At 56.9% G+C, this 13,218-nt stretch carries 10 protein-coding genes; 7 read left to right on the top strand and 3 right to left on the bottom strand.

Going from position 1 to position 13,218, the window contains the following annotated elements; genetic code table 11:
* The first annotated feature begins 7 nt into the window (after positions 1-7).
* From KEHDKFFH_RS15915 to tpiA, 4 genes are all read left to right on the top strand, one after another.
* Positions 8-283 carry a DUF2160 domain-containing protein gene (locus KEHDKFFH_RS15915; protein WP_014577499.1) on the top strand — a complete coding sequence of 92 codons (276 nt, stop codon included), beginning with the start codon at positions 8-10 and terminating at the stop codon, positions 281-283.
* A 222-nt stretch (positions 284-505) separates the two neighbouring features.
* Positions 506-2,248 carry an ABC transporter substrate-binding protein gene (locus KEHDKFFH_RS15910; RefSeq protein ID WP_104322826.1) on the top strand — a complete coding sequence of 581 codons (1,743 nt, stop codon included), beginning with the start codon at positions 506-508 and terminating at the stop codon, positions 2,246-2,248.
* 327 nt (positions 2,249-2,575) lie between these two features.
* On the top strand, positions 2,576-3,877 hold the full coding sequence (gene eno, locus KEHDKFFH_RS15905) for a phosphopyruvate hydratase (protein ID WP_104322825.1): 1,302 nt from the start codon (positions 2,576-2,578) through the stop codon (positions 3,875-3,877).
* Between the two features lie 23 nt (positions 3,878-3,900).
* Positions 3,901-4,707, top strand: a complete 807-nt coding sequence (tpiA, locus tag KEHDKFFH_RS15900) for a triose-phosphate isomerase (RefSeq protein ID WP_104322824.1) — start codon at positions 3,901-3,903, stop codon at positions 4,705-4,707.
* A 151-nt stretch (positions 4,708-4,858) separates the two neighbouring features.
* Here tpiA and KEHDKFFH_RS15895 read toward each other — a convergent pair whose 3' ends face one another.
* The 3 genes from KEHDKFFH_RS15895 to KEHDKFFH_RS15885 form a co-directional block, all read right to left on the bottom strand.
* Positions 4,859-6,109, bottom strand: coding sequence for a substrate-binding protein (locus KEHDKFFH_RS15895; protein WP_104322823.1), 1,251 nt, complete (start codon positions 6,107-6,109; stop codon positions 4,859-4,861).
* Between the two features lie 178 nt (positions 6,110-6,287).
* Positions 6,288-7,166: an aldo/keto reductase gene (locus KEHDKFFH_RS15890; protein ID WP_241956537.1), complete on the bottom strand. Its 879-nt coding sequence runs from the start codon at positions 7,164-7,166 to the stop codon at positions 6,288-6,290.
* A 7-nt stretch (positions 7,167-7,173) separates the two neighbouring features.
* On the bottom strand, positions 7,174-8,997 hold the full coding sequence (locus KEHDKFFH_RS15885; RefSeq protein WP_104322822.1) for an alpha-amylase: 1,824 nt from the start codon (positions 8,995-8,997) through the stop codon (positions 7,174-7,176).
* 261 nt (positions 8,998-9,258) lie between these two features.
* Here KEHDKFFH_RS15885 and malE point away from each other — a divergent pair, with 261 nt between their 5' ends.
* From malE to malG, 3 genes are all read left to right on the top strand, one after another.
* Positions 9,259-10,458, top strand: coding sequence for a maltose/maltodextrin ABC transporter substrate-binding protein MalE (malE, locus tag KEHDKFFH_RS15880; RefSeq protein ID WP_104322821.1), 1,200 nt, complete (start codon positions 9,259-9,261; stop codon positions 10,456-10,458).
* A gap of 163 nt (positions 10,459-10,621) precedes the next feature.
* Positions 10,622-12,115, top strand: coding sequence for a maltose ABC transporter permease MalF (gene malF, locus KEHDKFFH_RS15875; RefSeq protein WP_241956536.1), 1,494 nt, complete (start codon positions 10,622-10,624; stop codon positions 12,113-12,115).
* A gap of 10 nt (positions 12,116-12,125) precedes the next feature.
* The gene (gene malG, locus KEHDKFFH_RS15870; RefSeq protein WP_064228948.1) at positions 12,126-13,016 is read left to right on the top strand and encodes a maltose ABC transporter permease MalG; all 891 of its coding nucleotides are present in this window, start codon (positions 12,126-12,128) and stop codon (positions 13,014-13,016) included.
* Positions 13,017-13,218 lie beyond the last annotated feature (202 nt).

Genomic DNA, 13,218 nt, shown 5'->3' with positions numbered 1-13,218 from the left:
ACGTTTTATGATTGCCTGGATGAACTGGACGCCGACCGTTGCCATCTTCTTTGCAGTGATTGCGGGAATTCTGGCGGTAATGACGGTTTACGAAATTGTCTCCCCATGTACCGAAAGAAAGGGCTTTCTGCCGATTGCCACCACTCGTGGTGACCGGCTGTTTATCGGATTGCTCTCCGCTGCTTATATACACCTGACCTTCCTCGCAGTCAGCGATATCACCCTTTGGGTGGCGCTCGCTGTCTCGGTGGCCTGGTTACTGGTGTTACTACGCTGGGGGTGAGTCTGGATAGGGATGTTCGTTATGTTGTTTTTGCGAACACCCGACTCTATAAATTCTGCAAGAAACACTTGTAAAGATTTCGTAAACGAACTATTTTTATTCAAATGATCGGAATCGATCACTGGAGATTCCGGTGAAAAGAATAGCGACCAGAGCGCTATAAATGCGGAAACGAAACCCGGCTGTTTCGTTCCATTCATAACAAGACGAACGAGGTTGGATATGTTCAACAACAATAAATATCCGAGAGCCCTGTTGCTCAGCGCCGCCGTTGGTGTCGCCAGCATGGGTTTAAGCCTGCATGTCAGCGCCGATCAGTACAGTGAGGCAGCTGAGAAGTGGGTTAATGAAGCGTTCAAGAATTCTACTCTGAGCAAGGAAGAACAGCTCAAAGAAATGGAGTGGTTCACCAAAGCCGCTGAGCAGTTCCGTGGCATGGACATCAACGTGGTTTCTGAAACCATAGCGACTCATGAGTATGAGTCCAATGTTCTGGCCAAGGCCTTTTCCGAAATCACCGGGATCAACCTGACTCACACACTGATTCAGGAAGGCGATGTTATCGAGAAGCTCCAGACCCAGATGCAGTCCGGACGCAACATCTACGATGGCTACGTGAACGATTCGGATCTGATTGGTACCCATTTCCGCTATGGAAAGGTGGTGGCCGTTGAAGACATCATGAACGGTGCCGGTAAAGATCTCACCCTGCCCACCCTGGATCTCGATGATTTCATCGGGCTCGATTTCACTACCGGGCCTGACGGAAAGCTCTACCAGTTGCCCTCGCAGCAGTTTGCCAACCTATACTGGTTCCGGGCCGACTGGTTTGAACGTGAAGACCTGCAGAAGCAGTTCAAGGAAATCTACGGGTATGATCTGGGTGTGCCGGTTAACTGGTCAGCCTACGAAGATATTGCCGAGTTCTTCTCGGTTCACGTGAAGGAAATTGACGGTGAGCGCGTCTACGGTCACATGGACTATGGCAAGAAGGATCCGTCTCTGGGCTGGCGTTTCACCGATGCCTGGTTCTCCATGGCGGGTGCTGGCGACAAGGGCCTGCCCAACGGCCTGCCGGTAGACGAATGGGGGATTCGGGTTGAAGAGTGTCACCCGGTCGGCTCCAGCGTGAGCCGGGGTGGTGCAACCAATGGTCCCGCTGCCGTGTATGCCACTGCGAAATACGTGGACTGGCTGCGAAAGTACGCGCCCCCTGAAGCTCAGGGCATGACCTTTTCAGAGGCCGGTCCGGTTCCCGCCCAGGGCAACGTTGCCCAGCAGATCTTCTGGTATACCGCCTTTACCGCGAGCATGATCAAGGATGGCCTGCCCGTTGTGAATGAGGATGGCACCCCCAAATGGCGCATGGCACCGTCTCCCCGTGGGCCCTACTGGGAAGAAGGTATGAAGCTGGGTTATCAGGACGTAGGTTCCTGGACTTTCCTGGATTCCACGCCTGAGAAACGTCGCCTTGCAGCTTGGCTGTACGCCCAGTTCACCGTATCCAAGACCGTATCTCTGGAGAAAACAATTGCCGGCCTGACTCCGATTCGCGAGTCCGACATCGAATCTGAGGCGATGACTGAGATGGCTCCGAAGCTCGGCGGCCTGGTGGAGTTTTATCGTAGCCCGGCCCGTGTGCAGTGGTCCCCGACCGGTACCAACGTGCCAGACTATCCGAAACTGGCCCAGCTGTGGTGGCAGTACATTGCCCAGGCGGCCAGTGGTGAAGCTACTCCTCAGGAAGCCCTCGACGGCCTTGCCCAGGCCCAGGATCGGGTCATGGAGCGCCTTGAGCGTGCCAATGTTCAGCCGACTTGTGGTCCGAAGCTGAACGAGCCGCGCGATGCGCAGTACTGGCTGGACCAGCCCGGTGCACCCAAGCCGAAGCTGGCAAACGAGAAGCCTCAGGGCAAGACCGTTGCCTATGATGAACTGCTGAAAACCTGGGAAGAGGCGCGCTAAGGCGAGCTGATTCCTTCAAGAGCAATGCCTGCCGCAACAGGACCCTTTGGTTGCGGCAGGCAGAGCACCGTTGTCACGGTGGGTTTTGGCCGGTTGCTTATAGTTCCCCCCCCCCCCTTTAAAGCATTTCAAGGTAGCCCCTCCCGGGGCTAACCCTGCCGGCCCTTTTTCCTTCATGTACTTATTTTCGTTTCTATATAACAAATCTGTCTGATTAGTCCGTATTTTTCCCTTGATGATGTTCGTTTGCGAATAATATGATGTCAGTAATGTTCGTTATCCAAAAATAGAATTCGCAAACAACAATGATTGAACAGGAACGACGCTATGGAACACATAAAAAAAGTCACGGCCCGGGAAATTCTGGACTCCCGGGGATGTCCTACAGTGGAAGTGGACGTTGAACTCCGTAACGGCGTGGTCGGGCAGGGTCGGGTGCCATCCGGGGCGTCCACGGGAACCCGGGAAGCGCTGGAAAAGCGCGACGGTGATGCCAGCCGCTATAACGGCAAGGGCGTCCTGCAGGCAGTCCGTTGTGTTAACGAACGCATCGCACCGGCCCTGGAGGGGCGAGTGGTGTTCGACCAGTTGGTGATGGACCGCCTCATGTGCGAGATGGATGGCACAGCCAACAAGGCAGAATTGGGTGCCAACGCGATTCTGGCCGTATCCCTTGCCACGGCCAACGCCGGTGCCAATTACCGGCAACAGCCTCTGTACCGGTATCTTGCCGAGCTATACGGCTGCCACGGCCCCAGCATCCTGCCGGTGCCTATGATGAACATCATCAATGGTGGGGCTCATGCCGACAACAACGTTGATATCCAGGAGTTCATGATCCAGCCCGTCGGGGCGCCCAGCTATAGTGAGGCGCTGCGGATGGGTGTGGAAACCTTTCATGCCCTCAAGTCACTTCTCCGGAAAAACGGCCTGTCCACGGCGGTCGGCGATGAAGGTGGCTTCGCTCCGAATCTGCGTTCCAGCGAGGAAGCCCTGGACCTCATTCTTGCGGCCGTAGAAAAGGCCGGTTACCGGCCCGGGTCCGATGTGGTCCTCGCGCTTGATTGTGCGGCCTCTGAATTCTATGAAGATGGCCTCTACAACCTGAAGGGGGCTGGCAAACGTTTTACCTCTGAAGAGTTCTCGAATTACCTGCTTGACCTCGCCATGAAGTACCCCATCGCCTCGATCGAAGATGGCATGGATGAAAGTGACTGGGACGGCTGGAAACTGCTGACGGAGAAACTCGGCGAACGAGTTCAGTTGGTGGGAGACGACCTCTTTGTAACCAATACCGCGATTATCACAGAAGGCATCCGGAAGGGCATCGCCAACTCCGTGCTGATCAAGTTCAACCAGATCGGGACTCTGACCGAAACCCTGGATGCTATTGGTATGGCTCAGGATGCCGGCTACACCACGGTAATTTCCCATCGCAGCGGTGAAACCGAAGACACGTTCATATCCGATCTGGCAGTGGCCACCCGATCGGGTCAGATCAAAACCGGCTCTCTCTGTCGATCAGACCGGGTCGCCAAGTACAACCGACTCCTGCGTATCGAGCAGGATCTTGGCGCTCACGCGTTTTATCCCGGTGTCGGTGCGATTCGTTGCGCCCTGGACACCTGAAACCGCTTTTCAGGAGAAACATCATGAGAAAACCGATTCTGATTGGAAACTGGAAGATGAACGGCAGTCTTCAGGCCAACCAGGCCCTGATGGTCCGTGTGCTGCCCCGTCTGAGGATGTTCCGAAAGTCCATTGATCTGGCCGTATGTCCTCCACATCCCTATCTGTTTCAGGTGCGGGATCTGTTGGGCTACACCGGCATCATGCTGGGTGCCCAGAATGCGTCCGGATTTGTCTCCGGCGCCTACACCGGCGAGGTCAGTGCTACCATGCTGCAGGAGATGGGCTGTCGCTATGTACTGGTGGGTCACTCTGAACGCCGGTCACTGTTCGGTGAAAGCTATCACGAGGTCGCCGCCCGTTACCGGTCGGTTCTTGGTGCCGGGCTAACTCCGGTCCTGTGCGTTGGTGAAACTCTGGAACAAAGGGATTCCGGCCGCACCGATCTGGTTATCGAACAACAGCTTCAAGCGGTGATCGACGAGGTCGGCCTGGCGGCCATGGCGAACGGAGTAATCGCTTATGAACCGGTATGGGCTATCGGAACGGGCAAAACCGCAACGCCGGAGCAGGTATCCGCGGTGCACCAGCAAATTCGCCAATTCGTCGCGAAGAGTGCACCTGAGGCATCCGACGACATCAGTCAGGAGCTTCGGGTGATATACGGAGGCAGCGTCAAGGCTGCCAATGCCTTCGAGTTGTTCAGTCTTGCTGACGTTGATGGCGGGTTGATTGGCGGTGCCTCACTGCACGCTGACGAATTCGGAACGATTGCCGGTGCCCTGGCTGAGGCTTCCGGCATTCTGGCCGGTGAATGTGAAACCAGCTGATGGAAATGCAGCCAGCAGGCTTAATGCAAAAGGAGTCTTGCCAGAAAGAGAGCGCCATACCCGAACAGTTCCGATAGGCGCTGCGCGGGCGACGCTCGAAGATCCTGACGACCGATTACCTGTTCTGATCGCCGGATCTTTCAGTGTGAGCTCAGAGCTGGAGGGGCTTGCCAGCCTCCCGGCGCCGTTCTTCCCATTCTTCCCGGGTTTGAGCTGCCTGGTCGCCGGGCATGGAATCGATGATGCTGAAATAATCAGAACTGTATTCGTCAGCAATGATGGTGTTGCGCGGTTTTACCTTGACCACATACACCGTCTGGACATTCTGATGATCGAATTCCCGCCAGTACTGCTCGTCCTTCAGGAACGTGTATCTGTGGCCTTCCAATGCCCGGATGAGGCTGGCGGTATTGGTCGTTCCGGCACGTTCCACGGCATCCTTGTACTGGTAAACAATGCTGTAGGCAGAGGCCGCAGCCGTTGAAGGCCGCATTTCATACCGCTTTGAGAAGGTCTCGACAAATTCTTTCCCTCTCGGGTAGTTCAGCTCGTAGGGTACGTTCCAGACCCAGGGCGAGCCGCCGATAACGCCTTCCATAATGGTTGGGCCTACCTGGCGTGCCATACCGAGGGTGAGGTTGGGCACAACGATCTGCATCTTCTTGGTGAGGCCCATTTCGTAGGCAACATTCAGCGCACGCACCATGTCGTCGCCAAACAGCACCATCATCAGAACCTTGGCATCGCTTGCGTCTGCCTTTTCCAGCGCCTCACGGAAGTCGGTAATCAGCGCTCGGGGGAAAGGCGTTTTCACGCCCTGGTGGCGATCGGTATCCTCGGTTCCCGAAAACTTGCGCACAGATTCTTCCACAGACCAACCCCAGGTGTAGTCGGCGGTAATGTAGAAGTATTCGTCGTCGGCGTGGTTGGTGGTCAGGTACTGGCTCAGCGCCTTGGCGGTCATCCAGGCGTTGTAGGGTTCCCGGAACATGTGTGAATGACCTTCGGCACCGGTGGTGGCGTTCGAGTAGGTGAGCGTACCGAAGTAAATCCGGTTGCGATCCCGAGCGGCTTTGCCTGAGGCAATGGCAACAGCGCTGGACACGCCACCAAACACCATCTGAACGCCTTCACGGTCGATAAGCTCTGCCGTGTTCTCCGCGCCGTGGGCAGGTTCGCCGCGGGTATTTCTGATCACCAGCTCCAGCTGGCGGCCCATAACACCGCCGGCCTTGTTGATTTCGTCAACGGCCAGGAAGGCCCCAAGACGCTGTTGCAGGCCCTGGTCCTTGTAACGACCGGTTTGCGGATAATTCAGGCCGATTTTAAGAGTTTCGGCATAGACGGTGGTGCTCGCCAGCAACAACAGGCAAGCAGAAAAGAGTACTTTTCTGACGTTCATTCAGGTTGGCCTCCGGAATTGCAGCGCCACTGGGGGGGAGGGGCTGCCAATCGTTTTTTTGATTATTTGTTAAGCAGGACTAGTGTCAGCGCTGATTATGGAGTCAACAATGGGACTAAAGTGGAATTTTGGGTAACAAATTGTAGGTCGGTGACTTATATCAAATTTGCGATGCCCCTCAGGGCACCGCAGTTTGCCGCATTGCCTCCAGTAGGGCGAACCAGAGAGGTCTTGGCAAGACCGTGCGGGCGCCCTCAAGCGCGGCCTCAATTCTGGCCTCACGCATTGAGCCAAGAACCGGGATGGGGGCGCCTGGAAGCTGTCGCAGCCAGGCGATGGCCAATCCTGTTTCGCACAGGCCGGTTGCTTCCCTGGCGGCCTGAAGCAAGCTTTCGGGAACCGAGCCGGGCAGGGTGCCGCCGGCCAGCGGAGACCAGGCAAGCCAGCGAAGCCCATCGTTCAGATGGGCCTCATAGGTGCCATCAACCAGGGGTTCTGAGTGGCTGAGAGAAAGCTCGCTCTGATTGCACACCAGAGGCAGACCGGTATTTTTCTGAAACCAGCGCCACTGCTCCGGCAGAAAATTGGATACCCCGATATGTTGAATCTTGCCGGCGGTCACGGCCCGTTCCAGGGCTCTCGCCAGTGATTCCGCATCCAGCAGCGGATCTGGCCGGTGAATAAGGAAGGTGTGGATCTGCTCAACTCGAAGCCGGCTCAGCGATTGGTCAATCGCCCCGGAAAAATAGTCAGCTTCTGCACGATAGTGTTTGGTGGTCCATGGCGAGGGGTCCCGATGGGCCGGCACGATCCCGGCCTTGGAAATAAGCTGGACCTTCTGACGCAGTTCCGGCGAGGCCATCAGTGCCTCACCGAAAACACGCTCGCACTCGCCATCCCCGTAAATGTCGGCATGATCGAAGACAGTCAGTCCTTCATCCAGTCTTCCGTGGATCCATTCTGCCAGCCTCGCCGGCCGGCAGAGATCGGGATGGTCTAGCAGACGCATCATGCCGGGAATAAGGGGGGTGTCTTCCAGAAATCTCGAATAACTCATGGTCAGGTCACTTCCTCCCGAACGCAATCACCACCCGGTCATCGCCGTTGGTTCTTGAGAATACATAGGGTTGCTGGCTGATCAACCGGTGCTCGCCTGCGCCGATCGCGGGATGACGCTCGCGGAACTGGCCCAGTTTCTGCCAATGCTCAAGGATACCGGACACCTCGCCATTCTCAATGTCACTCCAGTTCATGTCCGAGCGGGTGCCCTGGTGCGGATCGGATCCGGTTGGCCCGAACGCGCGACCGGACTCATCACCGTAGAACACCTGAACCGCTCCGGGCGTGAGCATCAGTGCCGCCGCCGCCCGCTTCTGGAGCGCCGGGTCGTAGCCCGCAACCTGACTGAACAGCCTGGTGTCGTGGGAAGAGATATAGCTCAGCACGTTGAAGTCGTCGTCTCCATGGAGTTTGCTGGCATAATCACTGTAGATGGATTCCATGGCGGGCAGACATTGCGCGCCGGCCCGGGCCTCTTCCTGCAGGTCGAAGTTAATGACCGCATCAAAGCCGGCATCGAAATAGGCGGTCTTGCGGACCGAATGGGGGAATACCTCGGCAACCATCCAGAATTCCTCTGCCGGCAGTTTGGCGTCGGGATTGTGGCTGCGGTAATCGTCCAGAGCTGCCTGGGCCTCCTGCTTGAGCGCCCGCCAGGCTTCCGGTTCCACATGCTTGGCGGTATCTACCCGGAAGCCATCCACGCCGAATTCCCGGACCCAGTCGGTCAACCAGGTGATCAGGTAATCCCGAACGGTGGCATCGTCCAGTTGCCGGCTTCTGGAGCTGGTTTTGTTCCTCAGAAATACCGGCAGATCCACGGGCTGTTTGGCCTCGGTCTTGAAATCCGGCAGAAACGTGAGAGAGCCGCGCTGGGCATCCACGGAGGCGTTCGGCGGCGTGTCGTAGTCGGCGATACCTGCCCGGACCCAGTCCTTGCCCCACCAGTTGCGCCAATCAGGATGGTCGTAATCAATGAGGGCATGATAGGCGTGGAAGTTTTCCCAGGATTCCGGTTGCCAGTTGCCCCAGCGCTCGGGCAGATGCTTTTCGAATCCTTCAAACAGCGAGCCGAACCCGAAGGTCTGCATATCCTGCAGGGTACTGTAGCCCGGATGGTTCATGACCACATCCATGACCACCCGGATACCTCGCTTGTGGGCTTCCTGAACCAGAGTCCGGAATTCCTCCCGGGTACCGAAGTTGGCGTCTGGAACGGTGAAGTCCAGCGCGTAATAGCCGTGGTAACCGTAGTGCTGGAAATCGCCCCGGTCGCCACCGCCTACCCAGCCGTGCATTTGCTCGAACGGAGGGGTAATCCAAAGCGCGCTGACACCCAGTTCCGACAGGTAGTCCAGTTTCTGGGTCAGGCCGACAAAATCACCGCCATGGAAGGTGCCGATTTCATCCTTGCCGTCTGGTTGACGACCATAATTCAGGTCGTTGTCGGTCGTGCCATTGGCAAACCGGTCTGTCACGGCGAAATAGACGGTCGCCCCGGCCCAGGTGAACTGGCCCGCCTTGGCGTCGACTGATTCCAATAACACCAGCCCCTCGGCATTGGCACCCGGCGCCATGCTTACCTCACCGTCGATAACCCGGGCAGTGTCACCTGTGTAGAAATCCCGGACCAGTGTTCCGTCCGGGAAGGCAGAGCCGACCGGAATCGTCATTTCGGCTGACGCGGCTTCGCAAAAGACATTGGTATCATTGGCTGAAGGTGGCCCGGCCACAACTGCGGGCTTGCCCGGGCCCGAGGCGCAACCGGCCGTGATCAGGGCTGAGGCGATACAAGCTGAAAGTTTCAGGTGTCTGGCGCGGGTTGTCATGGCAATGGCTCCGTTTCGGTTTTCATTCTTGTGGATGCCATCAAACCAGACTCCACCCCGGGGTGGTAGAAGGAATTTTCTACGCCCGTCTACTCCCCTCTACTACGCCTCGGGGAATGAAATAAGGGGTGATGCTTATTACCGGGAATTGCCACACAGTGCCAATACTCGCAAAAGAAAGTTTGCGTTAAGTCCGGCCCGACAACCTCGTGAATGGCCGGAAAACAAGAATAAGGCAAGAACATACAGAGGAATCACCTGATGAATCGTCGAACTTTTATCCGCAGCACACTCGCCGCCTCCATTGTTGCCGCCAGCTTCGGTGTTGCCGCGCCGGCCCATGCCGAAATTGAAGAGGGCAAGCTCCTGGTCTGGATCAACGGTGACAAGGGCTATGATGGTCTGCAGGAAGTGGGGGACTGGTTCACTCAAGAAACCGGTATCCCGGTTGAAGTCGCCCACCCGGACAGCGCCACCGACAAGTTCCAGCAATCTGCCGCAACCGGCAATGGCCCGGATATCTTCATCTGGGCCCACGACCGTTTCGGTGAATGGGCCCAGAGTGGCATTATTTCCGAGATCAAACCGTCCCAGAGCGTGATCGACGCCAATTATGACTTTACCTGGGATGCGGTCACGGTGGGCGGCAAGATGTACGGCTATCCGATGGCGGTCGAGTCTATTGGCCTGATTTATAACAAGGATCTGTTGCCCGAGCCTCCCAGCGCCTTCGAAGACATTCCTGCCGTTCATAAAAAGCTGGCGGAAGACGGTAAGCGCGCCATTCTGTGGGATTACAACAACACCTACTTTACCTGGCCGATGCTGGCCGCAGCCGGAGGATATATCTTCGGTGAAAATGCCGATGGTTCCGTGGATGTGAAGGATACCGGCGTGAACACCGAAGGCGCCATCAAAGGTGCCAAGGCGCTGACCCGGCTGATCGAGGAGGGCGTGATGCCCCGCGGAGCGGACTACAGCGCCATGGAGTCCAGCTTCAACAAGGGCGAGACCGCCATGATGATCAACGGCCCCTGGGCCTGGGGCAACCTAGAGAAGAGCGGCATCAACTTCGGAGTAACCACCATTCCCACGGTTGATGGGCAGCCCGGCAAACCCATGGTGGGCGTTATGGCCGCAACCCTGAACTCTGCCAGCCCCAACAAGGATCTGGCGGTTGAATTCCTGGAGAACTACGCGCTCTCCGTTAAGGGCCTGAAAATGGTGAACAACGACGTTCCCCTGGGTGCTGTGGCCAACAAGGAATTCATGGACGAGCTCTCGTCCGATCCCAATATCAAGGCGACTTTCGAGAATGCCCAGCTGGGCGAACCCATGCCGAACGTGCCGGCCATGGGTGCCTTCTGGTCCTCCATGGGGCCGGCCCTGCAGAACATCACGTCCGGACGCCAGTCCGTTGACGATGCCCTGAACGCAGCAGCACAGCGAATTACCCGCTAAGCAGAAGGGTAACCCGGTGTCGGAGGGCTATGCTTGCGTCCGACACCGGTCCGCTGAGACGTGCATGAACATCCGCCGTTGCCATCGCGCGACGGTCATTAACGGGCTGACTACAATGATAACGGAAACTCTGTCCTCTCCCGGTATTGAAAGCAGACACTCCATGACCCGAGTACTTCTCAAATGGGGAGCACTGGCGGTGCTGGTCGGCGCCGCGCTCTACCTGATACTGGCACTCTACGCCCAGCGCGAGTTTGTCTTTGCCATGCTGTTTCTGGTGCTCACCGCCTCGGCAGTTGCGGTGTTTGTCAGCAAGAAGCTGTACGCGCACCGATATATTTTTCCGGCCATCGCCGGCATGGGCCTGTTCGTCATTTTCCCGCTCATGTACACCGTGGGAATCGGCTTCACCAATTACAGCGCCAGCAATCTGTTGAGCTTCGAGCAGGTGCAGGAAAACCTTCTGAGCCGGAGCTATCAGTCCGAAGCGGTTCGCTATGACTACCAGCTCTTCAAGACCGAAGAAGGCTATGTCTTCTGGCTTGAGGGCGAGCATCAGGATCTGACTTCAACACCTGTAGACCTGGAGGGCGGGGAGCGCTCGGCGCCTGTGTTGCCAGTGTCTGGCAAGCCGCAGGGTGAGCCGCTGTCCATTCGCGAGATTATCCAGCTCAGGGGCAAACTCTCGGAACTCACTCTGATCACCGAAGATGGGCGTGAGTTAAGCCAGGCCAGCCTGCGCTCTTTCGCTGCGATTCATCCCCAGTTTACGCTGCATGACAATGGCAGCCTGACCAACAACCAGACCGGCGTTACCTATTTCCCGGACCAGGAAACCGGTTTCTACCGGGACGGCGATGGCAATGCCCTCTCGCCCGGCTGGACGGTCAATATCGGCTGGGACAACTATCTCAAAGTGGTGTCCGACCCCTCCATTCGCGGGCCATTCTTCGAGATTTTCGTGTGGACGCTCTCGTTCGCAGTCGCCACGGTTGTCTTTACCCTGGCGTTGGGACTGTTGCTGGCCAACCTGCTGCAGTGGGACCAGATTCGCGGCAAGGGCTTTTACCGCACCATGCTGATCCTGCCATACGCGGTGCCGGCCTTTATCTCGATTCTGGTGTTCAAGGGTTTGTTCAATCAGAACTTCGGTGAGATCAACCTTGTTCTTGAGGGACTGTTCGGGATCCGTCCGGACTGGTTCAGTGATCCGGCGCTGGCGCGCACCATGATTCTGATCGTGAATACCTGGCTCGGCTATCCCTACATGATGCTGCTGTGTATGGGACTTTTGCAGGCCATCCCCCGGGACCTCTATGAAGCTTCGGCCATGGACGGGGCAGGCCCGGTGAACAATCTGTTCAATATCACCCTGCCATTGATCATCAAACCGCTGATGCCGCTGCTCATTGCCAGCTTCGCATTCAACTTCAACAACTTTGTCCTGATTGCACTGCTGACCGGGGGCGCCCCGGATATCATCGGTGCGAGCACGCCGGCAGGTACCACCGATCTGCTGGTGAGCTACACCTACCGCATTGCGTTCCAGGATTCCGGGCAGAACTTTGGTCTGGCCGCCGCTATTGCCACCGCAATTTTCCTGGTGGTGGGCGCGTTGTCCCTGATCAATCTCAAACTGTCCAAGATCAAGGTATAAGGAGCTTTTTATGGCCATGGTTGAACCCCGCTCCACCAAATACCGCGTGCTGGCATCCCACCTGGGGATGCTGGCGTTCATCGCGATCATTCTGTTCCCGCTGTTGATGGTCATTTCCATCTCGTTCCGCAGCGGTAACTTTGCCGCCGGCAGCCTGCTGCCAGAGAATCCTTCGCTGGAACACTGGTATCTGGCGCTGGGTATTCCCTACACCGGTGAAGATGGCGTGACCACGCAGCCACCGTTTCCGGTGCTTCTGTGGTTGTGGAATTCGATCAAGATCGCTGTTGTTTCGGCGGTGCTGATCCTGGCACTTTCCACCACCAGTGCCTACGCCTTTGCCCGCATGCGTTTTGCCGGCAAGGGATTTGTACTGAAATCGATGCTGATCTTCCAGATGTTTCCGCCGGTGCTTTCCCTGGTGGCGCTGTACGCCCTCTTCGATCAGATCGGCAACCACGTCAGCTGGCTCGGGCTGAATACCCATGGTGCGGTCATCGTGGCCTCCCTGGGCGGTATGGCGTTGCATATCTGGACTATCAAGGGTTATTTCGACTCTATTGACCGCTCCCTGGAGGAAGCCGCTATCGTGGATGGCGCCACCACCTGGCAGGCGTTCCGCTATATCCTGCTGCCTTTGTCGGTTCCGATTCTGGTGGTGGTGTTCATCCTGGCATTTATCATGACAATCATGGAGTACCCGATGGCGTCGGTGCTTCTGGTGGATACCGATAAACTGACCCTGGCGGTGGGCGCCCAGCAGTATCTGTATGAACAGAACTACCTGTGGGGTGATTTCGCGGCAGCGGCGGTACTCTCCGGTCTGCCGATCACAGTGATCTTCCTTTATTGCCAGAAGTGGATTGTCGGCGGGCTCACAGCCGGCGGTGTTAAAGGATAGGCGACTCCTCTCTACGCGATCCTGCGTCTTCCAGCGTTATCTTTCGCGACCCGGTCAGGCTAATTCCCCCCTGCTGACCGGGCTTTTTTTTGGTTCATCGCAGGTTAGCGTGAAAAAGTAGGAGACGGCGGTAAAACCGGTTAGTTTTGAGTTCGCCAAAACAACAAAATTAACCAATCCACCGCCGTCCCTATGAATGCTA

Origin of the sequence: Marinobacter maroccanus (assembly GCF_002933275.1) — a bacterium.
GTDB lineage: Bacteria > Pseudomonadota > Gammaproteobacteria > Pseudomonadales > Oleiphilaceae > Marinobacter > Marinobacter maroccanus.
Note: the sequence above shows the minus strand (reverse complement) of the source record. Positions and strands in the feature narration are given on the sequence as shown.